The 21,988-nt window shown below is 68.2% G+C and carries 21 protein-coding genes; 10 read left to right on the plus strand and 11 right to left on the minus strand.

Annotation, left to right across the window (positions count from 1 at the left end):
• Nucleotides 1-7: 7 nt before the first annotated feature.
• The 3 genes from CCZ27_RS06910 to CCZ27_RS06920 are packed head-to-tail and all read right to left on the minus strand — an operon-like array spanning nt 8 to nt 2,574.
• A complete protein-coding gene (locus CCZ27_RS06910; protein WP_096446773.1) occupies nt 8-739 on the minus strand; it encodes an arginyltransferase in 732 nt (243 codons plus the stop codon).
• A gap of 27 nt (nt 740-766) precedes the next feature.
• Nucleotides 767-1,474, minus strand: a complete 708-nt coding sequence (aat, locus tag CCZ27_RS06915) for a leucyl/phenylalanyl-tRNA--protein transferase (protein ID WP_096446775.1) — start codon at nt 1,472-1,474, stop codon at nt 767-769.
• Nucleotides 1,471-2,574, minus strand: coding sequence for an ABC transporter ATP-binding protein (locus CCZ27_RS06920; protein ID WP_096446777.1), 1,104 nt, complete (start codon nt 2,572-2,574; stop codon nt 1,471-1,473). The genes aat and CCZ27_RS06920 overlap by 4 nt, the downstream gene beginning before the upstream one ends.
• A 149-nt stretch (nt 2,575-2,723) precedes the next feature.
• Between CCZ27_RS06920 and CCZ27_RS06925 the strand changes: the two genes are divergently transcribed.
• The gene (locus CCZ27_RS06925; protein WP_096446779.1) at nt 2,724-4,394 is read left to right on the plus strand and encodes an ABC transporter permease; all 1,671 of its coding nucleotides are present in this window, start codon (nt 2,724-2,726) and stop codon (nt 4,392-4,394) included.
• A gap of 124 nt (nt 4,395-4,518) precedes the next feature.
• Nucleotides 4,519-6,678, plus strand: coding sequence for a sensor domain-containing diguanylate cyclase (locus CCZ27_RS06930; RefSeq protein WP_232516589.1), 2,160 nt, complete (start codon nt 4,519-4,521; stop codon nt 6,676-6,678).
• 19 nt (nt 6,679-6,697) lie between these two features.
• Here CCZ27_RS06930 and CCZ27_RS06935 read toward each other — a convergent pair whose 3' ends face one another.
• Nucleotides 6,698-7,720, minus strand: coding sequence for a Fe(3+) ABC transporter substrate-binding protein (locus tag CCZ27_RS06935; protein ID WP_096452286.1), 1,023 nt, complete (start codon nt 7,718-7,720; stop codon nt 6,698-6,700).
• Between the two features lie 122 nt (nt 7,721-7,842).
• Between CCZ27_RS06935 and CCZ27_RS06940 the strand changes: the two genes are divergently transcribed.
• Complete coding sequence (locus tag CCZ27_RS06940) at nt 7,843-8,175, plus strand: DUF2325 domain-containing protein (protein ID WP_096446783.1); 333 nt, start codon at nt 7,843-7,845, stop codon at nt 8,173-8,175.
• Nucleotides 8,176-8,241: 66 nt separating this feature from the next.
• On the opposite strand, the gene CCZ27_RS06945 is transcribed toward CCZ27_RS06940, so the two are convergent.
• From CCZ27_RS06945 to CCZ27_RS06970, 6 genes are all read right to left on the minus strand, one after another.
• The gene (locus CCZ27_RS06945) at nt 8,242-8,781 is read right to left on the minus strand and encodes a C40 family peptidase (RefSeq protein ID WP_096446785.1); all 540 of its coding nucleotides are present in this window, start codon (nt 8,779-8,781) and stop codon (nt 8,242-8,244) included.
• A gap of 100 nt (nt 8,782-8,881) precedes the next feature.
• Nucleotides 8,882-9,526: a 3'-5' exonuclease gene (locus CCZ27_RS06950; protein ID WP_096446787.1), complete on the minus strand. Its 645-nt coding sequence runs from the start codon at nt 9,524-9,526 to the stop codon at nt 8,882-8,884.
• Between the two features lie 5 nt (nt 9,527-9,531).
• Nucleotides 9,532-11,430, minus strand: a complete 1,899-nt coding sequence (locus CCZ27_RS06955) for a DUF294 nucleotidyltransferase-like domain-containing protein (protein ID WP_096446789.1) — start codon at nt 11,428-11,430, stop codon at nt 9,532-9,534.
• A 108-nt stretch (nt 11,431-11,538) separates the two neighbouring features.
• Entirely contained in the window at nt 11,539-12,972 is a 1,434-nt protein-coding gene (locus CCZ27_RS06960) for a PhoH family protein (RefSeq protein WP_096452288.1), read from the minus strand.
• Nucleotides 12,973-13,092: 120 nt separating this feature from the next.
• On the minus strand, nt 13,093-13,548 hold the full coding sequence (locus CCZ27_RS06965) for a peroxiredoxin (protein ID WP_096446791.1): 456 nt from the start codon (nt 13,546-13,548) through the stop codon (nt 13,093-13,095).
• 107 nt (nt 13,549-13,655) lie between these two features.
• The gene (locus CCZ27_RS06970; protein ID WP_096446793.1) at nt 13,656-14,036 is read right to left on the minus strand and encodes an Mth938-like domain-containing protein; all 381 of its coding nucleotides are present in this window, start codon (nt 14,034-14,036) and stop codon (nt 13,656-13,658) included.
• Between the two features lie 184 nt (nt 14,037-14,220).
• Here CCZ27_RS06970 and CCZ27_RS06975 point away from each other — a divergent pair, with 184 nt between their 5' ends.
• From CCZ27_RS06975 to CCZ27_RS07005, 7 genes are all read left to right on the plus strand, one after another.
• Nucleotides 14,221-15,522, plus strand: coding sequence for a pyridoxal phosphate-dependent aminotransferase (locus tag CCZ27_RS06975; protein WP_096452290.1), 1,302 nt, complete (start codon nt 14,221-14,223; stop codon nt 15,520-15,522).
• A 49-nt stretch (nt 15,523-15,571) separates the two neighbouring features.
• On the plus strand, nt 15,572-16,879 hold the full coding sequence (locus tag CCZ27_RS06980; RefSeq protein ID WP_096446795.1) for a homoserine dehydrogenase: 1,308 nt from the start codon (nt 15,572-15,574) through the stop codon (nt 16,877-16,879).
• Between the two features lie 101 nt (nt 16,880-16,980).
• Nucleotides 16,981-18,081 (plus strand): polysaccharide pyruvyl transferase family protein, encoded by a 1,101-nt coding sequence (locus CCZ27_RS06985; RefSeq protein WP_096446797.1) that lies wholly within the window; start codon nt 16,981-16,983, stop codon nt 18,079-18,081.
• Nucleotides 18,082-18,149: 68 nt separating this feature from the next.
• Entirely contained in the window at nt 18,150-18,818 is a 669-nt protein-coding gene (locus CCZ27_RS06990) for an MOSC domain-containing protein (RefSeq protein ID WP_096452292.1), read from the plus strand.
• A 60-nt stretch (nt 18,819-18,878) separates the two neighbouring features.
• Nucleotides 18,879-19,415, plus strand: a complete 537-nt coding sequence (locus CCZ27_RS06995) for a DUF3617 domain-containing protein (protein WP_096446799.1) — start codon at nt 18,879-18,881, stop codon at nt 19,413-19,415.
• Between the two features lie 214 nt (nt 19,416-19,629).
• Entirely contained in the window at nt 19,630-19,875 is a 246-nt protein-coding gene (locus tag CCZ27_RS07000) for a CDGSH iron-sulfur domain-containing protein (protein ID WP_096446801.1), read from the plus strand.
• 26 nt (nt 19,876-19,901) lie between these two features.
• Nucleotides 19,902-20,111 (plus strand): dodecin, encoded by a 210-nt coding sequence (locus CCZ27_RS07005; protein ID WP_096446803.1) that lies wholly within the window; start codon nt 19,902-19,904, stop codon nt 20,109-20,111.
• Nucleotides 20,112-20,219: 108 nt separating this feature from the next.
• Here CCZ27_RS07005 and lldP read toward each other — a convergent pair whose 3' ends face one another.
• Nucleotides 20,220-21,854 carry an L-lactate permease gene (gene lldP, locus CCZ27_RS07010; protein WP_269769095.1) on the minus strand — a complete coding sequence of 545 codons (1,635 nt, stop codon included), beginning with the start codon at nt 21,852-21,854 and terminating at the stop codon, nt 20,220-20,222.
• Between the last annotated feature and the right edge of the window lie 134 nt (nt 21,855-21,988).

Raw genomic sequence — 21,988 nt, forward strand, 5'->3', positions numbered from 1 at the left:
CGATGCACTATGCGCGCGGCGCCGCGTCCAGCGCGACCCATTCGCCGTTGCGATAGCGCTCCAGCGGCCTGAACCGCACCTTGTACGCCATCTTGGGGCTCTCCGCGATCCAGTAGCCCAGGTACAGGTAGGGCAGGCCGATCTGGCGACAGGCTTCGATCTGCCACAGGATGCCGTAGGTCCCGTAGGCGGCGCGGGAGACGTCGGGATCGAAGAAGGTATAGACGCTGGAAAGGCCGTCGTTGAGGCGGTCGATGACGCTCACCATGCGCAGCGCACCGTCTTCGCGGAACTCCACCAGCCGGGTGTCGACATGGCTCTGCAGCAGGAAGTGGGTGTATTGCTCGCGGTTGTCGAGATCCATTCCGCCGCCGGGGTGGCGCGTGGCCTGGTAGCGCTGGTACAGCGCGTAGTGTTCCTCGGAGTAGGCCAGCGGATGCTCGAACGGGCGCAGGCCGGCATGCTGCGCCCAGGCCCGCCGCTGGCTGCGCGCGGGGATGAAGCGTTCGACGGGGATGCGCACCGGCACACAGGCGTTGCAGTCGTCGCAGTGCGGGCGATAGGTGAAGACGCCGCTGCGGCGGAAGCCGCGGCGCACGAGTTCGCTGTACAGCCCGGTGTCGATCAGGTGGCCCGGCGTCGCGACCTGCGATCGCGCATTGCGATCGGGCAGGTAGGAGCATGCGTAAGGTGCCGTCGCGTAGAACTGGATCAGCGCGTAAGGATAGTCCCTCTGCATCGTGCAATCCCTGCGGTAGTTGCTGCCTCAATCCCACGGCAGCGATGCCAGCGCATCGCTTTCCCACTTCGCCGGTAGAGGGCCTTCCCGCGTCCAATGCACGAGGCCCTCGGCGAACAGGGCGCGCGGAATCTCGCGCGCGCCCATCGACTGCAGGTGGGCGGTGGTCATCTGGCAGTCGATGAGCGCATAGTCGCGCAGCTCCAGGAGCCGCGCCAGATGCGCGAGGGCCACCTTCGAGGCATCGGTCACGCGCGCGAACATGGATTCGCCGAAGAACACGCGCCCCACGGCCATGCCGTACAGCCCGCCCACCAGTTGGCCGTTTTGCCAACATTCGACACTGTGTGCATGACCCAGTTCATGCATTGCGCGATAGGCCGCCTGGATGCTGCCGGTGATCCAGGTGCCGCAACTGCCCTCGCGCGGCGCGGCGCAGGCGGCCACGACGCGGACGAAGGCGGTGTCCAGGCGAAGCTCGAATTCCCTGCGCCGCAGGCGCTTGCGCAGCGAACGGCTGATGCGGATCTCGGCCGGCGGCAGCACCAGCCGCGGGTCCGGGCTCCACCACAGGATGGGCTCGCCCTCGCTGAACCACGGAAAGATGCCGTGGCGATAGGCTTCGAGCAGCCAGGGCGGACTGAGTGCGCCGCCGGCGGCGAGCAGTCCGTTCGGCTCGGCCAGTGCGCGGTCGACGGGCGGAAACGCCGGCCGCCCCACGAGCCAGGGAATCATGCGGCGAACCGGATCACGGCCTCGCGGGCAGGCGCGGAGTCGTCGCGGAAGGCCACCACGTGATCGACGTCGAGGCGGATGCCGATGCTCTCGCCGATGCAGTGGTTGTGATGGCTGGGCACCAGCGACAGCACTTTCGCGCCGCTGTCCAGCCGCAGCGTGTACAGGATGTCGGCGCCGCGGAATGCCTTGTGCGCCACCTGCGCCTTCAGCGGGCTGTCGTCGTCGTGGATGATGTCGTCGGGCCGCAGCAGCACGTCCACCCGGCAGCCCTTGCCGCACGTGCCGCAGCCGATGCTGCACTCGAGCGGCACGGCGCTGCGCAGCGTGCCGAGTTCGACCTCGACCTGGTGTTCGTTGAGCACCACGCCAGGCAGGAACACGCCCTGGCCGATGAAATCGGCGACGAAGCGGTTGGCCGGGCGGTGGTAGAGGTTGTACGGCGTGTCCCACTGCTGGATGCGGCCCTGGTGCATGATGCCGATCTCGTCGGCCACGGCGAATGCTTCGTGCTGGTCGTGGGTCACGAGGATGGCGGTGGTGTGTGTCGCCTTGATGATGTCGCGCACCTCGTGCGACAGCCGCTCGCGCAGTTCCACGTCCAGGTTGGAGAAAGGCTCGTCCAGCAGCAGCAGGCTGGGGCGCGGCGCCAGCGCGCGTGCGAGGGCGACGCGCTGCTGCTGCCCCCCCGACATCTCGTGTGGGTACTTGCCGTCCTGGTCGGCCAGACCCACCAGGCCGAGGAGTTCCTCGACGCGCGCGCGCCGCGCCGCGGCCTCTTCGCCGCGCAGGCCGAACGCGATGTTCTCCGCCACCGTCAGGTGGGGGAAGAGGGCGTAGTCCTGGAACACCATGCCGATGCGGCGGCGCTCGGGCGGCACGTGCGTGCGGTTGCCGCTGACGGTCGTGCCGTCGAGGCGGATCTCGCCGGCGGCAAGCGGCTCGAAACCCGCGATGCATCGCAGCACCGTCGTCTTGCCGCAGCCCGACGGCCCGAGCAGGCAGCCGATCCGCCCTTTTTCCAGGCGCAGGGAGAGATGGCGCACCACTTCCTGGCTGCCGAAGGCCAGGTCGATGTCGATGAGTTCGAGATGAGACATTGAGTGCAGCGGGCGACGGGCCGGGACCGTGCGGATATGAGATTTCGCGATTATTACACCCGGGCAGGCCAAATGCGATCAATTATAATTTACCTTCCAAAGGCGGCGCGCCACGGTGCCGCACACGAACGAACAACAACGGAATCACCATGAAATGTCTGGGTGGGCCGGGTCCGCTTGCGCGGCTCGGGCAGAGTGGATTCGCGCTCACGGCGACGGCGGCGGTGATCGCGCTGCTGATCGCCGCGCCGGTGCTGTCGGTGTTTTCCAGCATCTTCGTCGGCGGTACCGGCGCCACGTGGGCCCATCTCGCCGACACCGTCCTCGGCGAATTCGTGCTGAACACGGTCGTGCTGTGCATCGGCGTGGGGCTTGGGGTCGGATCGATCGGCGTGACCTGCGCCTGGCTGACGACGATGCTCGATTTTCCAGGGCGCCGCTTCTTCGAGTGGGCGCTGGTGCTGCCGATGGCCGTGCCGGCCTACGTCATGGCCTATGTCTATACCGATTTCCTGCAGTTCGTCGGTCCGGTGCAGACGGCCTTGCGCGAGACCTTCGGCTGGCGCGCCGGCCAGTACTGGTTTCCGGACGTGCGCACGGTGGGCGGGGCGGTGGCGATGTTCATGTTCGTCCTCTACCCGTATTGCTACATGCTTGCCCGCGCGGCCTTCCTCGAACGTGCCGGCGGCATGCTGGAAGCGGGGCGCTCGCTGGGCCTGGGGCCGTGGAGCTGCTTTTTCCGCGTGTCGCTGCCGCTCGCCCGTCCGGCCGTGGTGGCGGGTGTCGCGCTGGCGCTGATGGAGACCCTGGCCGATTTCGGCACGGTTTCGTATTTCGGCGTGCAGACCTTCACCACCGGCATCTACCGCGCATGGTTCTCCCTCGGCGACCGCATCGCCGCCGCGCAACTGTCGGCCCTGCTGCTCGGCTTCGTCATCGTCGTGCTCGCGCTGGAGCGCGCCACGCGCGGGCGGGCGCGCTTCCACAACACCTCGCGCCAGCAGGTGGCGCCGGCCCGGCTGCGCCTGCCGGCGGGCTGGGGGCTGCTGGCGGCCTTCGCCTGCTTCATGCCGCTGCTGCTGGGCTTTGTGCTGCCGGCCGGGCTGCTGCTCGAGATGACCCTCACGGAGGGCGATGCGCAGTTCGGCGAACGCTTCCTGCACCTGGCACGCAACAGCTTCGTGCTGGCGGCGCTGGCGGCGGTGCTGGCGGTGGCGCTGGCGGTGGTGCTGGCATATGCGGCGCGGCTGGCGCGTTCGCGCCTGCCGTATCTGCTCAACCGGGTCGTGGCCCTGGGCTATGCGGTGCCCGGTTCGGTGATCGCGGTGGGCGTGCTGATTCCGCTCACCCGGCTGGATGCGCATCTGGCCCAGTGGTGGAAGGCCATGTTCGGCGTCAATCCGGGCCTCTTGATCACCGGAGGCATCGGCGCGCTGATCTATGCCTACCTCGCGCGCTTCCTGACGGTGGCGCTGCAGGCGGTGGAAGGCAGCCTGGCCAAGATCACGCCGAGCATGGACGACGCGTCGCGCAGCCTCGGCCTGGGCCGCTGGGCGACGCTGCGCCGGGTACATGTGCCGATGCTGCGTGGCTCCCTGCTGACGGCGGTGCTGCTGGTCTTCGTGGATGTGATGAAGGAACTGCCCGCGACCCTGGTGATCCGGCCTTTCAACTTCGACACGCTGGCGACGCAGGCCCATACGCTGGCGGCCGACGAGCGCCTGGCCGAGGCGTCGACCGCGGCGCTGACCATCGTCGCCGTCGGCCTGCTGCCGATGTTCGCGATCTCGCGCCAGATCGTGGGCAGGCGCAGGCGCTGAGGACGGCGGCGCGCACGCCGGAAGGCACCCGGGGCGCGTCGGGCCCCGGTGGCGGGCGATAATCGGCGCGCGACGGTGAAGATTGCTGCCGGAGGCAGACCGGGCGCAGATGGAGATTTTCTTGATGAGTCATTCGACGGCCGCGGGCCTCGGAGGGGCGCGCGGAGGGCGGCGGGGGCCGCTCTTCTGGATGTCCGCCGCGACGGCGCTGTTCGTGCTTTGCATCGCATTGCCGGCGGCAAAGGTCTTTTCCAGCCCGCACCAGTATCTGCCGCTGCATACCGCGCTGGAGTTCATCAGCATCACCGTGTCCGCGATGGTGTTCGCGCTGGGCTGGAACCTGCGCGACACCGAACGCGGCAGCCGCCTGGTATGGCTCGGCGCGGTGTTCCTGAGCGTCGCGGTGATCGACTTCGGGCATACCCTCGTGTTCGAAGGCATGCCGGACTTCATCGGCGCCAGCGACAGGGAAAAGGCGATCGGCCTCTGGCTCGCGGGGCGGTTCGTCGCGGTCTGCGGACTGTTCGCCGTGGTGTTCCTGCGTCCCGGGCGCTGGTCCGGCCGCAGGGCCGCGGGCGTCAATGCCGGCATGCTGGCGCTGGCAGCGCTGTGGTGGTGGCTCGCCCTCGCGCATCAGGATCTGCTGCCGCGCACGATGATTCAGGGGGCCGGCCTGACGCCACTGAAGATCGGCGTCGAGTACGGCCTGACCGCCTTCCATCTGCTGGTGGCGGTGCTGCTCTACCGGCGCGGCCGGCGGGACCGGGACGAGACGCTGTCGTGGCTGGCCGCCGCCACCTGGGTGCTGGGCCTCGCGGAACTCTTCCTGACGCTCTACGTCGAGGTTTCGGACGTCTTCAACGTGCTCGGACACTTCTACAAGGTGGCCGCCTTCATGATGATCTACCGGGCCCTCTTCGTGTCGGGGGTGAGGGGGCCGCATGCCGCGCTGGAGGGCGAGCGCGCACTGTTGCGGGCGCTGATCGACTCCGTACCCGACCAGATCGCCTTCAAGGACACGCGGGGCGCCTATCTGGGCTGCAACCGCGCGTTCTCCGACTGCCACGGCCATCCGGAACACGAGATCCTCGGCTGCACCGATGCGGAAATGGCGCGGCTCGGGCCGTGGCCGCCGGGCGGGGGCGCAACCCGGGAGCCCTCAGCCACGCCCGAGCGCCAGGAGGAATGGGTCGTCTGCCGCGACGGCGGCCGCAGGCTGCTGGACACCATGCGCATTCCGTTCCGCGCGCTGGACGGAACGTTGCTGGGCGAGATCGGCATCAGCCGCGACATCACCGATCGCCGCTGGATCGAGGAACAGCTCGCGGCGAGCGAGCGGCGCTTGTCCCTGGCGCTGGAATCGGCGTCGCTGGGCTTGTGGGACTGGCACGTCCCGAGCGGCTGGGTCAGCTACGACGCCCAGTGGGCCGGGATGCTCGGCCGGGCGCAGAACGAGATCGAGCCGACCCTGGAGAGCTGGGAAGGGCTGGTCCATCCTGGCGACTGGCCCACCATCCGCGCATCGCTCGAGCCGCACCTGCGCGGCGACACGGCGCGCTACGCCTGCGAGCATCGGCTGCGCCACAAGGATGGCCACTGGGTGTGGGTGCTGGCTTCGGGCAGTGTCATCGAGCGCGACGAGGAAGGCGCCCCGGTCCGCGTCGTCGGCATCCACCAGGACATCTCGGCGCGAAAGGCGCTGGAGGAGCGTCTGGTGCAGCAGGCGACGAGCGATCCGCTGACCGGCCTGGCCAATCGGCGGTATTTCGATGCCGCGCTGGCCAACGAGCTTGCCCGCGTGCGGCGCAAGGTGGGCCAGGCAGCGGTGGTGCTGCTGGACCTCGATCACTTCAAGCGCATCAACGACCGATGGGGGCACGCCGCCGGTGACGCGGTGCTCAAGCACTTCACCGCGCTGGTCGGAGCGCGCCTGCGCGACAGCGACATGTTCGCGCGCCTGGGCGGCGAGGAATTCGCCATCCTGCTGCCCGGCGTGGACCTGGTCGGGGCGTTCCGCACCGCCGAGCGGTTGCGCCGCATGGTGGCGGACAGCCCGGCGCGTGGTGAATTCGGCGAGGTGCAGGTGACCGTCAGCGCAGGCGTGGCGACTCTGCGGGCCGGCGATGCCGGGCCGGCCGATGCGCTCGCGCGTGCCGACGAGGCGTTGTACCGCGCCAAGGACTCGGGACGGAACCGGACGGTGATGGAAAGGGACGACAGCGCCGGGCCGCCGTCCCTTGCCGGCGAGCCCGCGCGGGCGGACGCGCCGGGAGGCGGCCGGTAGCGGCCGCCCGCGGACGGGCTCAGCGGAAGCCGGCGCGGTCGAAGATGCGCTGCGCTTCGGCCACCGTCTTGGCCAGATCGCCGACGGGCAGGGTGTCGGCCTTGAACGGGCCGAGCTTGGTCAGCGCCGGGTTGTCGACCTTCACGCTGGCTACCACCGGCCATTCGTTGTTGCCGTCGGCGAAATAGATCTGGGCCTTGTCCGACGCGAGATACTCGAGGAACTTCACCGCGGCTTCCTTGTGCGGCGCGTTCTTCAGCATCCCGGCGCCCGAGATGTTGATGTGCGTGCCCCAGCTCTGCTGGTTCGGCCACACCGCCTTGACGCGCGCGGCGACGGCCTGGTCTTCGCGCTTGTCCGAGTTCATCAGGCGGGCGAGGTAGTAGCTGTTGGCGATCGCCACGCCGCACTCGCCGGCTGCCACCGCCTTGATCTGATCGGTGTCGCCGCCCTTGGGGGCGCGTGCGAAGTTGGCGACCACGCCGCGGGCCCATTCCTCCGTCTTGGCCGCGCCGTTGTGCTGGATCAGCGCCGCGCCGAGCGACAGGTTGTAGGGGTGGCTGCCCGAGCGCGTGCACACCTTGCCCTTCAGGGCCGGATCGGCCAGTTGCTCGTAGGTCTGCACCTGCTCGGCCTTGACCAGTTCGGGGTTGTAGACGATCAGGCGCGCGCGGGTCGAGTACGAGAACCAGTCCTGGGTGCGCAGGTGGGACGGAATGCGGTCTTCCAGGAACGCGGACCTGACCGGCGCGAAGATGCCGAACTCGTCGGCCCTGGCCAGACGCGACGCATCGACGGTGATGAACACGTCGGCGGGGCTGTTGGCCTGCTCGTTGCGGATGCGCTCGAGCAGTTCGTCTTCCTTCGCCTCGATGCGGTTGATCTTGATGCCCGTCTGCTTCGTGAATTCTGCGTAGAGATCCTCGTCGGTCTGGTAGTGGCGGGCGGAATACAGGTTCAGTTCGGTATCGGCGGCCTGGACGTGCATCGCGGTGGCGCCGAATGCGGCGAGCAGCGTCGAGACCAGGATCTTTTTCAGCATCATGCGTCAGCCTTCGGGTGTGTGTGGAGGTGGCGCGATACTAACGAGACGGGTTCGCAATTGCAAATGATTCGTATCTAGTTAAAATGCAAATACGAATCGTTCGCAAAAGGACAGCAGTCATGAATGCACTCATCGTCGGCGCCGATCGCCTGGGCAACATCCCCGACGTGCTCGAGGAGTTCGGCATCCGCGTCGCCGCGCACGTCAGCGGGCGCGACAGCAGCCATCAGCGGCGCGGCGCGTCGCTCCCGGCGGGAATCCAGTTGGTCATCCTGTTCACCGATTTCCTCGGCCACAACGTGATGCAGCGCTTTCGCGACGCGGCAACGCGCGAAAAGGTCATGGTGGTGTGCTGCCGGCGTTCGGTGTGTGCGCTGCAGCAGGCGCTCGGCCGGCGCATGGCCGAACGCTGCGACGCCTGCGGCAAGGGATGCGCGCGTCAGCGCGCGTGAGTATCGGGGAAGGATCGGCCGGGGAGGGCGGGCACCGCGCATGGCCGGATGCGGCCGGCGCGGCGCTCAGCGCGCCAGCACCATGCCGGCGGCGGCCGGTTCGTCGTCGTCGATCAGGCGGCGGGCACCGTTGAAACGCGCGGCCCAGTAGCTGTTGGCCATGTTCTCGACACGCACCTTCCCGCCGCTCGAGGGCGCATGCACGAACTGCCCGTCGCCGAGGTAGATGCCGACGTGGGAGAAGGCGCGCCGCATCGTGTTGAAGAACACCAGGTCGCCCGGCTTGAGTTCCTTGCGGCCGATGTTCTCGCCCATCCTCGCCATTTCGGCGGCGGTTCGCGGCAGGTCGAGGCCGATCGCGTTGCGGAACACGTTCATCACCAGGCCGCTGCAGTCGAGGCCGGTCTCGGGCGAGGTGCCGCCGAAACGGTAGCGGATGCCCAGGTGGCCCATCGCCTGGTCGACCAGTTCTTCCGCGGCCTGCGTATAGCGCTGGAATGCCGGGGTGGCCGGGACATCGCCCTCGGGCGCCTGCTCGGCGGCGAGGCCCGCATGGCTTGCGGACAGGCCCAGCAGCAGGGTCAGAAGAATGGGGCGAAAATGCATTCGGCGGAATATACGCAGGTCGGCGGCGATTGTAAACGTAACGACTTGTTAGCAACCGGGCGCCCCGCGACGATGCCGGCGCGGGGTGAGCGTGCCTGCCTCAGGCTTTGCGCCGGTACTGCCGGTAGGCCCTCTCGAGGTCTTGCAGCGCGCGCGGCGAAGCCGCGCCCTGCGCGAGCGCGCGCGCCTGGGCGGCGAGGAAGAGCTGCGCGACCGCCCAGCCGTCGCCGAGCGCATGGTGGCGCTGGAAGGTTCCGATGCCGAAGGATTCCATCCAGTCGCCGAGGCGGACCGGGTTGCCGTGGCGTTCCGGGAAGAGCGCCGGCAGCAGGAAATACAGGTCGATCGTCTGTGCGTCGAGGGCGATGCCCAGCCGCTGGTCGAGCACGGGTTCGAGCATGCCGAGGTTGAATGCGGCGTTGAAGACCACGACCGGGTCCTTGCGCACGAACTCGAGCAGCCCGCACAGCGCCAGCGACGGCGAGGGTTCCAGCGTCGAGTAGTAGCTGCCGGCCGGCGAGATCAGGCCGCCCTCGATGGCGATGGCGCCGACGGCGAGCAGCCGGTCGCGGTCCAGGTCGAGGCCGGTCGCCTCGGTGTTGAGGACGGCGTAGCGGGTTTCGAAGTGTGCGCGCGAAAGGTCTGCGTCCACCAGCGACTGCCAGTGCGCCAGGGTTTCGGCGACGCCCCGGTCGAGCGCTTCGCTCTCGCCGCGTCCGCCGATGAATCGCGATATCCAGTTCATGGCGGTCAGAGCTGGTAGTCGAGCTTGAGACGCAGTTGCAGCTTGCGGGCCTGGCGGAAGGCTTCCTTGAGGATGCGGCGGTCGAGTTCGTTCAGCGAATCGGGGTCGATGCGGTTGTCGCCGTCGGCGTCGTGCTCGGTTTCGAGGTGCTGCGAGCGCAGGCGAAGGAGCTGGATGAAGTGGAAGCCGTCGATGATGGCCGACACTTCCTCCGACGACACGCCCATCTTGCCGCTCGCCTGGCGCAGCCGCTGCACCGTGCTGCTCGAATCCACGCCGGTGCGCAGCGCGATGATGCGCGCCGCGTCGACGAAGAGGCGCGCGCCGCACTTCTTGAGGTCGATCGTGCCGTCGTCCTCGAGGACGAAATCGCGGATGCGCCCCAGCGGCGGCGGCACCTGCAGCGCGTTGGCGGCCATCATGCGCAGGAAGTTGGTGCTGGTGCGCGACAGCTTGTTGAGCCAGGTCCGCAACTGGTCGCCGAGGCGCTCGTTGCCGTACAGCACGCGGAAGTCGAAGAAGATCGAGGCGTTGAGCAGGGCCTGCGGGTCGGGTTCGCGAATCCAGTCGCCGAAACGCTCCTTCCATTCGTCCAGCGTCAGGCACAGGTCCGGATTGCTCGCCATGATGTTGCCCTTGCACAGCGGGAAGCCGCAGGCGGCGAGGTTCTGGTTGACCTCCCGGGCGAAGGCGATCAGGCGCTTGCGCACGGCTTCGGCGTCCTCCGGCTCGGGGCAGCGCCAGATGATGCCGTTGTCCTGGTCGGTGGACAGCGTCTGCTCATGCCGGCCTTCGGAGCCGAAGGCGAACCATCCGAAATCGATGCCGACGAGGTCGTGGCGGTCGAGGGCGAGCTCGATGATGCGCCGGGTCAGGGCGTCGTTCAGCGCGGAGATGAACTGGGTCAGTTGCTCGGCGCCGACGCCCTGGGCGATCAGGTTCAGCGCGAGCTGCCGGATGTCGCGGCTGGCGTGCTGCAGGGCGTCGACGTCGGCGGCGTTCTCGATGCCGGCGCGGATCTGGCGCAGGCTGATGCGCTGCAGCGAGAACAGGTCGCGCTCCGAGATGACGCCCTTCAGGCAGCCGTTGCCGTCCACCACCAGCAGGTGGCGGACGCCGTGGGTGGCCATCTCGAGCGCGGCGTCGTAGGCCGAGGCGGTCGCGGGCAACTGGTGCGGGTTCGCGGTCATGACTTCGCCGATCGGACGTTCGAGATCGAAGCCGGCGAGCACCACGCGCGGCAGCAGATCGCTCTGCGTGAGGATGCCGACCGGCCGCTGCCCGGCGTCTGCCACCACCATGCAGCCGATGCGCAGTTCGTTCATCTTCTCCAGCGCCGAGCGCGTGCGCGTCTCGGGCGTCACGCAGACCGGCTCGCGCTTGACCAGTTGGCCCAGCGGCGTCGTCATCGTCTGCTGTTCGGCGGCGCGCTGCGCAAAGGTCGTCTGCAACTGCTGGCGGGACTGGTTGAGCAGGCTGGCGATGTACTGCGTGCAGAACAGGTGGAAGACGGGACTGATCTGCATCAGGTGCAGGAACTCGTCGCCCGTGATCTGGAAGCAGAAACTGTCCTCGACCGCCACGTAGGCATTGGTGGAGGGGCGTTGCGCGGAGATGGCGCCGATCGGAAAGCACTCGCCGGCGCTCATCGTCAGGCTGGCGTATTCGGTGACGGCGGTGGCGCCCGTCTGGCGCGCCTGCACCTTTCCGCGCTGGATGATGTAGAAATGGCGCGCCGGCCCCATCTCCGGCGTGAGGATCTCGCTGCCGCGGGGATGGAAGCCGAGCACCGCGTGCTGCGCCAGATAGGCCAGCGCCGCCGGCTCCATGCGATCGAAGGGAGAGAAGTGGCGGAGAAAATCCGTGCTGGCTCCGACCAGCATTTGGGCGGCGGTGGTGCTCATGAGAACGGCGTAGGCAGGCGATGCGCAGATTATAGGCGAGGCGCCGCGGATCGGGCCGGTCCGCGGCGGCCGCCCCGGCGAGGCCCGGCCGGCCCCGCGCGCGCTGCCCTACAGCACTTCCGCCGCGTGGTCGGCGAGCCGGGAGCGTTCGCCGCGCTGCAGCGTGATGTGGCCCGAATGCGCCCAGCCCTTGAAGCGGTCCACCGCGAAGGTCAGGCCCGACGAGCCTTCGGTGAGGTAGGGCGTGTCGATCTGGGCGATGTTGCCCATGCACACGACCTTGGTGCCGGGCCCGGCGCGGGTGATCAGCGTCTTCATCTGCTTGGGCGTCAGGTTCTGCGCCTCGTCGATGATCAGGTACTTGTTCAGGAAGGTGCGGCCGCGCATGAAGTTCAGGCTCTTGATCTTGATGCGGCTGCGGATCAGGTCGCGCGTCGCCGCGCGCCCCCAGTCGCCGCCTTCTCCGGCGGTGCCGTTGAGCACGTCGAGGTTGTCCTCCAGCGCGCCCATCCAGGGCGCCATCTTCTCTTCCTCGGTACCGGGCAGGAAGCCGATGTCCTCACCCACCGGCACCGTCACGCGGGTCATGATGATCTCGGCGTAGCGCTTGCTCTCCAGCACCTGCGTCAGGCCGGCGGCCAGCGTCAGCAGGGTCTTGCCGGTGCCGGCCTGGCCGAGCAGGCTGACGAAGTCGATCTCCGGATTCATCAGCAGGTTCAGCGCGAAGTTCTGCTCGCGGTTGCGCGCGGTGATGCCCCACACGTTGTTCTTGTTGTGGCTGTAGTCGACCAGCGTCTCCAGCACCACGCTGCGGCCTTCCTTTTCCTTGACCCAGGCTTGCAGCGGGTTGTCGCCGTTCTGGAAGACGAACTCGTTGAGCGTCAGATCGGGCGCCAGCGGCCCCGACAGGCGGTAGTAGGTGTGGCCCTCTTCCTTCCACGACTGCATGTTGCGCGCGTGCGCTTCCCAGAAGTCGGGCGGCAGTTCCCGGGTACCGGTGTAGAGGAGGTCGGTGTCCTCGAGCACCTTGTCGTTGAAGTAGTCCTGCGCATCGAGGCCCAGCGCGCGGGCCTTGATGCGCATGTTGATGTCCTTGGACACCAGGATGACGGGCCGCTCGGGGTGCTTGCCGGCAAGGTGGGTGACCACCGCGAGGATCTGGTTGTCGCCGCGGCTGGTGGGCAGCGCCGGCGGCAGCCGGACGTCGATCGCTTCCGTCTGCAGGAAGAGCTTGCCGGTTCCCTGGCCGTGCGACGGACCGTCGAGCCCGATGCCGTTCTCGATGCCGTTGATCGCGGTGCTGACGATCTCGTCCAGCATGCGGCTGGCCTGGCGCGCGTTGCGCGCCACTTCGCTCATGCCCTTCTTGTTATGGTCGAGTTCTTCCAGCGTCATCATCGGCACGTAGAGGTCGTGCTCTTCGAAGCGGTACAGGCTGGTGGGGTCGTGCATCAGCACGTTGGTGTCGAGCACGAACAGCTTGCGTGCGGGTTCGGTTTTGCGGCGGCGGGAGCGGGGGGCGGGTTTGCGTTCGGCGGGCATGATGGGCGTATGCGGACGGGCGGCGGGGACGGAAAGGAGGGACGGTGCGTCGATCGCCGGCCGCGCGTCGCGCGGCCGGCCGGGCAGGGCCTGCCGGCATTCGCGCCGGCGGGCCCGCACTCACAGCGACTTGACGAAGGCGAGGACTTCCTCGGCGTGGCCGGGCACCTTCACGCCGCGCCACTCGCGCGCGATGCGGCCCCCGGCGTCGATCACGAAGGTGCTGCGTTCCACGCCGCGCACCTCCTTGCCGTACATGTTCTTCATCTTCATCACGCCATAGGCTTCGCAGGCGACTTCGTCGGGATCGGCAATGAGATCGAACGGCAGTTCGAGCTTGGCCTTGAAGTTCTCGTGGCTCTTCAGGCTGTCGCGGCTGATGCCGAACACCTCGCAGCCGGCGGCGGCGAAGGCGGCATGATGCCCGCCGAAGTCCCTGGTCTCGTTGGTGCAGCCCGGCGTATTGTCCTTGGGATAGAAATACAGCACCACCTTCCTGCCGCGCAGGGCGTTCAGCGTGATGGTGCGGCCGGCGGTGGCGGACAGGGTGAAGTCGGGGGCGAGCGTTTCGCTCATGTGATCTCCTGAGGCTGGCGGTTCTTTTGCCTCAGCGTAGCGGAGCCGTGTTCCGCTGACAATCGCGTTACCGCGATCTTGCGGCCGGGTTGCGGGTGGCGGCTTCTTCAGGCCGGTGTGTCGAACAGCAGCGCCGCCGCCACCGCACGGCCTTCCCCGACGAGGATGTTGTAGGTCCGGCAGGCCGCGGCCAGGTCCATGATTTCGAACCCGATGCGGGCCTCGATCAGCGGGCGCAGCAGCGCCGGCGACGGAAAGCGCTGTCGGCTGCCGGTGCCGATGATGACGATTTCCATCCCCAGGTCGCGAGCCGCGGCGAAGTCGTCGGCGGTGAGCCCGGCATAGCCGCCGGGCGCCCAGCCGCCGACGATGGCCGTGGCGGTGAGCAGCAGGTTGCCGTCGTGCCGCACCTTGTTGACGAGGACGTGGTCGGCGCCGTAGCCGGTGACGACGTTGGCGTTGGCATTGCTGTCGAGATGGAGCTTCATGATGGCGGGTGTGGCGTCGTGGTTTCGGGGCGTCCGTAGGCGGTCCGTGCCGCCCGGCGATCGTCCGGCCGGGCGGATCGCGGTCAAATTGCCGCAGTGCGGCAGCGGGGCTAAGATAGCAACTTTTCCCTTTGGCGGTGCAATCTTGCGTGCCGCCGAGCCCATCGACCTCAGGATGACGGACATGAAAGCGGCCAAGCCACTCGAACTCGCGACGGTACCCAAGGAATCGGCAGTCAAGGCCGAGGCCGCAGCCGCCGCGCGCCCGGTGCGCAAGTCCGCCAAGCTCGCCGAGGTCTGCTACGACATCCGCGGGCCGGTGCTGACCCGCGCCAAGCAGATGGAGGACGAGGGCCACAAGATCATCAAGCTGAACATCGGCAACCTGGCCTCGTTCGGCTTCGACGCGCCCGAAGAAATCCAGATGGACATGATCCGCAACCTGCCCAACGCGGCCGGCTATTCGGATTCCAAGGGCATCTTCTCCGCGCGCAAGGCGGTGATGCACTACACGCAGCAGAAGGGCATCAAGAACGTCACGATCGAGGACATCTACATCGGCAACGGCGTGTCCGAACTCATCGTGATGGCGATGAACGCGCTGCTCGACGCCGGCGACGAGGTCCTCGTGCCGGCGCCCGACTATCCGCTGTGGACGGCGGCGGTCAGCCTCTCCGGCGGGCGCCCGGTGCATTACCTGTGCGACGAGGACAAGGGCTGGATGCCCGACCTCGACGACATGCGCGCGAAGATCACGCCCAGCACCCGCGCCATCGTCATCATCAACCCGAACAACCCGACCGGCGCGCTGTATCCGGACGACGTGCTCCAGGAGATCGTCGGCATCGCCCGCGAGCACGACCTGATCCTCTACGCCGACGAGGTCTACGACAAGGTGCTGTACGAGGGCGCCCGGCACACCTCGGTGGCCTCGCTGTCGGACGACGTGCTCACCATCATCTTCAACGGGCTGTCGAAGAACTACCGCTCCTGCGGCTACCGCGCCGGCTGGATGGTGGTGTGCGGCGACAGGCGGCGCGCGGCGGACTACATCGAGGGCCTCAACATGCTGGCGTCGATGCGGCTGTGCGCCAACGTGCCCGGCCAGTTCGCGATCCAGACGGCGCTCGGCGGCTACCAGAGCATCGACGACCTAGTGGCCGACGGCGGGCGTCTGCGCCGCCAGCGCGATCTGGCGCACCAGCTCATCACCTCCATCCCCGGCGTGAGCTGCGTGAAGCCGCAGGCGGCGCTGTACATGTTCCCCAGGCTCGACCCCAAGGTCTATCCGATCGAGGACGACCAGGCTTTCATCGCCGAACTGCTCGAGTCCGAGCGCGTGCTGCTGGTGCAGGGCTCCGGCTTCAACTGGCCGCATCCCGACCACTTCCGCCTCGTCTTCCTGCCGCACGAGGACGACCTGCGCGACGCGATCACCCGTCTCGCGCGCTTCCTCGAGAACTATCGCAAGCGCCACGGCACCTGAGCGCGACACGGCTTCCGCTCCCCATCGATCACCACACGGAAAACACTGAATGAAACCGATCAACGTTGGCCTGCTCGGCATCGGCACCGTCGGCGGCGGCACCTTCACCGTCCTCAAGCGCAATGCGGAAGAGATTTCCCGCCGTGCGGGGCGCCCGATCACCATCACCGTGGTGGCCGACAAGAACCTCGAGCTTGCGCGCCAGGTGACCGGCGGTGGCGTCCGGCTGACCGAAGACGCGTTCTCGGTGGCGGCCGACCCCGAGATCGACATCGTCGTCGAACTGATCGGCGGCTACGGCGTGGCGAAGGAACTGGTGCTGAAGGCGATCGAGAACGGCAAGCACGTCGTCACCGCCAACAAGGCGCTGCTCGCGGTGCATGGCAACGAGATCTTCGCCGCCGCGCAGAAGAAGGGCGTCATGGTCGCCTTCGAGGCTGCGGTGGCCGGCGGCATCCCCATCATCAAGGCGCTGCGCGAGGGCCTGTCGGCCAACCGCATCGACTGGATCGCCGGCATCATCAACGGCACGACCAACTTCATCCTATCCGAGATGCGCGACAAGGGCCTGTCGTTCGCCGAGGTGCTCAAGGAGGCGCAGGCGCTGGGCTATGCCGAAGCCGATCCGACCTTCGACATCGAGGGCATCGACGCCGCGCACAAGGCGACCATCATGAGCGCGATCGCCTTCGGCATCCCGATGCAGTTCGACAGAGCCTACGTCGAGGGCATCACCCGGCTCGACGCCTCCGACATCGTCTATGCCGAGCAGCTCGGCTACCGCATCAAGCTGCTGGGCATCGCCCGCCGCCGCGAGCGGGGCGTGGAACTGCGCGTCCACCCGACGCTCATCCCGGCCAGGCGCCTGATCGCCAACGTCGAGGGCGCGATGAACGCAGTGCTGGTGCAGGGCGACGCCGTCGGCGCCACCCTCTATTACGGCAAGGGCGCGGGCGCCGAGCCGACCGCCTCGGCCGTCATCGCCGACCTGGTGGACGTGACCCGCCTGCACACCTCCGACCCCGAGCACCGCGTGCCGCACCTCGCCTTCCAGCCCGACCAGGTGCGCGACGTGCCGGTGCTGCCGATCGAGGATGTCATCACCTCCTACTACCTGCGCATGCGGGTGGACGACAAGCCGGGCGTGCTCGCCGACATCACCCGCATCCTCGCCGACAGCGACATCTCGATCGAGGCGCTGCTGCAGAAGGAAGCCGCCGAAGGCGAATCGCAGACCGACATCATCATGCTGACGCACCAGACGGTGGAGCGGAACGCGAACGCCGCCATCGCCAGGATCGAGGCGCTGCCGGTCGTGTCCGGCAAGGTGACCAAGCTGCGCATGGAATCGCTCTGAGCGCGGAGCATCGCCCCGCGGCAGCGCGATCCGAGACAGGCTGAACGGGGCCGCTCCTTTGGGGCGGCCTTTCCGTCTCCATCCGTCGCTTCCGAGAGCCCATGCAGCCCCGCACCATCCTGTTCGGTGCCGTCGATCGCCACAACTTCGGCGACCTGCTGCTCGCGCACTGCGCGGCAGCGGGCCTTGCCGGACGCGAACCGGTGTTCGCCGGGCTGGCGGCGCGCGACCTGCGTCCCTGGGGCGGACACCGCGTGCAGGCGCTGGCCGACGTCATCGCCATGCACGGCGACGAGCCGGCTGAACTCGTGCACGTCGGCGGCGAGATCCTGACCACCACCGCGTGGGAGGCCGCAGTCATGCTGCAGGCGCCGGACGAGGCGCGGCGCGCGATTTCCCGCTTCGGCCGCGATCCCGCCGGGCAGCGGGCGTGGGCTTCGCAATGCCTCGGCACGCCTCGCGCGCTGCCCTACGTGCTCGGCCCGCCCGAACTGCCCCCGGCATGGACCAGCCGCTTCGTCGCGGCGGGCGGCGTGGCGGCCGATCGCCTGCCGGCGGAGGCGATGGGCGAACTGGAGACTGCGCTGCGTGCTGCGGACGCCGTCTCGGTGCGGGACCGCGGCACGCAGGCGGCACTCGCGCGCCGGGGCGTGCGGGCGGAACTGCAGCCCGACCCGGCCGCGTGGACGCGCGGGTTGTTCGGCGGACGTATCGCCGAGCGGCTGGCCGGCGGCCTCCTTGCCGGCCAGCGCCGCCGGCAGCCGCGCTGGCTGGCGCTGCAACTCGCCGCCGCGTGGGGGGACGATGCCGCGCTGGCGCGCGTCGCACGGGCCGCCGCCGTCGAGGCGCGGGCCCGCCGTGCCGGCATCGTGCTGTTCTGCGCCGGCCTGGCGCCATGGCACGACGATCCGGAAGTGCTGCAGCGCCTGTCGTCGCAGATCGCGCGCCTGGTGCCCGGCATCCCGGCGGAGATCTTTCCTTCCGCCGATGTGTTCGATCTGTGCGCGCTGCTGGCCGGCGCCTCTTCCTATCTCGGCACCAGCCTGCACGGCTGGATCGTCGCCGCGAGTTTCGGCGTGCCGGCGCGCTGCCTGGTGGAAGGAGGCACGGCCAAGGCTGCGGCCTACGCCGACACGTGGAGCGGCGCCCCCGGCAGTGGATGGATTGCCTTCGGCGACCTGCCGCAGTGCGACGACGCATAATGCACGCCTGCATCCCGAGGCGACGGATTGCGCCGTCGGCGATCCAGGACGAACAGGATGAACTCCCGATGGCGACCATAGACCGGATCTTCGTCGGCGACCTGCGCCCGCTCGAACCCGAGGGGCAGTTGTCCGGCATCTTCAAGCAGCCGGTACACGGCGCGGTGAGCCTTACCCGCGACGGCCTCGCCGGCGACCACCAGGGCGACCGGGTGCATCACGGCGGCCCGCAGAAGGCGCTGCATCATTTCCCGGCCGAGCACTACGCCGCCTTTCGCCTCCGCTGGCCGCAACTCGCCGATCTGCTGCGGCCCGGCACGCTGGGCGAGAACCTCTCCACTACCGGGCTCGACGAGCGGCAGGTATGCATCGGCGACGTCTTTCGCGCCGGCACGGCACGCATCCAGGTCAGCCAGCCACGCCAGCCGTGCTGGAAGATCAGCCATCGGCTGGGCGTGGACGAAGCCTCACGTTTTGTTGCGCAACAAGGTTTGACCGGCTGGTACTACCGGGTGCTAGATGCCGGGACGCTGCAGGCCGGCGACGGGCTCGAACTGCTCGAGCGGCCTTCGCCCGAACTCAGCCTTGCGCGCTACTGGCAGGTGATCAACGAACACAGGCCGGATGCCGGGCTGTTGCGCCGGATCGCGACCGCGCCCGGGCTCGCGCCGGACAAGGCGGCACGGCTGAACGAACGGGCGGCCTGGCTGGAAGCCCATGGCGGCCGCAATACATGAAAACCACGCTCCGGGCCGCTGCCCGACCGTGCAACCGAAATGCCGAAAAGGAATCCCTCGATGAATACGCTGCGAAAACTCGCCCTCGGTCTCGTCGTCCTGTCTGCCGCCGCGGCCGTGCATGCCGCGGACATCCGCCCGGGGTTGTGGGAATTCCGCTCGACGCGCATGAACGTCGCCGGGCTGCCCGACCTGTCGTCGCAGATGGCGCAGATCCAGCAGCAACTGAAGAACCTGCCGCCCGACACCCGCCGCATGCTGGAGCAGCAGATGGCCGAGCGCGGCGTGACGCTGGGCGGCGACGGGGCGGTGCGCAGTTGCATCACGCCCGAGCAGGCGAAGCAGGACAACATCTATTCCGGCAAGACCGAGGGCAACTGCACGCTGGCGGACGTGGTGAAGGGCCGCGGCACGGTGCGCGGGCGATTGACCTGCACCCAGCCCAAGGGCAGCGGCGAGTTCGAGGCGACGATCGCCTCGCCGGAACGATTCACCACGCGGATCGACCTGCGCTCCGAACGCGGCGACATGAAGATGGAAACCGAGGCGCGCTGGATCGGCGAGCGCTGCCCGGCGCCGCAGGCCGCCGTCCGCTGACGGCACGCCCGGCGCCGGCGGCCCGCTGCGCCGGCACGGCCCACGCGCTGCGGGGCGCCGGGGGAATAAGCGTTCCCTTCGGCGGCCCCGGGGCATGGCACCGCCCGGATTGACAGATCTTCGGCGCGGGGCGCACTGTTGCGTCGCGCCCTTCGGCCGAAGGACGGATCGAAGGACGTCGTCCAGCCGCATCCGACAACGAGGAGGAAGCGCCATGTCCGGCATCGGTCCCCACGTCGCAAGGAGAGGGCCCTACGTCGTCGAAGCGGAAGCGGGCAAGCAGTATTTCTGGTGTGCCTGCGGCCGCAGCCGGAACCAGCCGTTCTGCGACGGCTCGCATGAAGGCAGCGGTTTCGGCCCGGTGGAATTCACGCCGGAAACGGACGGCACCGTCTTTCTGTGCGGTTGCAAGCACACCGCCGGCGTGCCGTACTGCGACGGTTCCCACAAGAAGCTCTGATCGGCCCACACGCTCAGGAGGAGACCATGTCGGATCACGTATACAAGAAGGTCGAGATCATCGGTTCGTCGAAGACGGGCATCGACGACGCCATCCGCAATGCCATCGAGACCGCTGCGAAGACCGTCCGCCACATCGACTGGTTCGAGGTCGTCGAGACCCGCGGCCACGTCGTGGATGGAGAGGTGGCGCATTTCCAGGTGACGCTGAAGGTCGGATTCCGGCTGGAAGGCTGACGGCCGGACACCGGCGTTTCGCCGATGAAAAAGGGGACGGCCGGTTCTGCCGGCCGTCCCCTGCCATTGCCGCGTTCGCCCGCCCGGCTCAGCGGGCGGCGGCGCGGATCACGGAATCATCCACGGGAACACGTAGGCTTGCAGCGTGGTGATGATGCCGACGATGGTGGCGAACATCAGGCTGTGCTTGACGGTGAAGCGGAACAGGTCCGATTCCTTGCCGACCAGGCCGACCGCGGCGCAGGCGACGGCGATGGATTGCGGCGAGATCATCTTGCCGGTCACGCCGCCGGTCGTGTTGGCCGCCACCAGCAGCGTGTCGGAGACGCCCACCTGGTTTGCGGTGGTGGCCTGCAGCGAGCAGAACAGCGCGTTCGACGACGTGTCGGAGCCGGTCAGGAACACGCCGAGCCAGCCGAGGAAGGGCGAGAAGAACGGGAACAGCGCACCGGTCCCGGCCAGCAGCAGCGCCAGCGTGGCCGACAGGCCGGAGTAATTGGCGACGAAGGCGAAGGCCAGCACCATGCCGATGGAGTAGATCGGGCGCTTGAGTTCGAGCACGGTTTCCTTCAGCGTGCGCGCGGCGTCGCCGCCCCTCATGCCGAGCACGAGCATGCTGATCAGCGCGGCGATGAAGATCGCGGTGCCGGTGGCCGACAGGAGGTCGAGCTTGTAGACCGCGGCGTAGGGCGTGGCCTGCGCGACGATCGGCTCCATCTTGATCACCAGCTTGTCGAGCATCGGCACCGGGAACTGGAACACCGTTGCATACAGCGCTCCATCCTTGGCGAACAGCGCCTTGAACGGCTTCAGGCTCCAGATCGTGACCATCGCGGTGAGGATGACGAAGGGCGACCACGCCTTGGCGATCTCGCCGAAGCCGTAGTGCCGGTCCTCGCCGAGTTCCGCATGGTGCTGCTTGTCGAAGCGGAACACGCGCTTGGGCTTCCAGTTCTTCAGGAACAGGGTCAGGCAGATCAGGCTCACCAGCGCGGAGGTGATGTCCGGCAGCTCGGGTCCGATGTAGTTGGCGGTGAAGTACTGCGTCACCGCGAAGCTGCCGCCGGCCACCAGGATCGCGGGCCAGGTTTCCTTGATGCCGCGCCAGCCGTCCATCATCGCCACCAGCCAGAACGGCACGATCACCGACAGCAGCGGCAACTGGCGGCCGGCCATCTGGCCGATCTTGAACGGGTCGATGCCGGTCACCTGGCCGCCGACGATGATCGGGATGCCCATCGCGCCGAAGGCCACCGGCGCGGTGTTGGCGATCAGGCACAGGCCGGCGGCGTACAGCGGGTTGAAGCCCAGCCCCACCAGCAGCGCGGCGGTGATCGCCACCGGCGCGCCGAAGCCGGCCGCACCTTCCAGGAAGGCGCCGAACGAGAAGCCCACCAGCAGCATCTGCAGCCGCTGGTCGTCGGTGATCGACACCACCGAGGCGCGGATGACGTCGAACTGGCCGGTCTTCACCGTGATCTTGTACAGGAAGACGGCGGCGATGATGATCCACGCGATCGGCCACAGGCCGTACAGGAAGCCGTAGCCGGCGGAGGCCAGCGCCATCGGAACGGGCATCTTGTAGAAGAAGATGGCGACGCCGAGGGCGATCGCCACCGTGATCGTGCCGGCGACGTGGCCCTTCATGCGCAGCACGGCCAGCGCGATGAAGAAAAAGAAGATAGGCAGGGCGGCGATCAGCGCAGACAACCATAGGTTGCCCAGCGGATCGTAAATTTGCATCCACGGTTGCATCGGGTGGGTCCTCCTCAAGGAATCCGTTTCGATCGGGTTGTTTTGAACGGTGCTGCGCGGGTTGCCGCGGCTCGTGGGTTGCGGCCGGCGGTCGTTGTTCTCGTGCGGCGGGCGGGGCTGGT

Source organism: Thauera sp. K11 (assembly GCF_002354895.1).
GTDB lineage: Bacteria > Pseudomonadota > Gammaproteobacteria > Burkholderiales > Rhodocyclaceae > Thauera > Thauera sinica.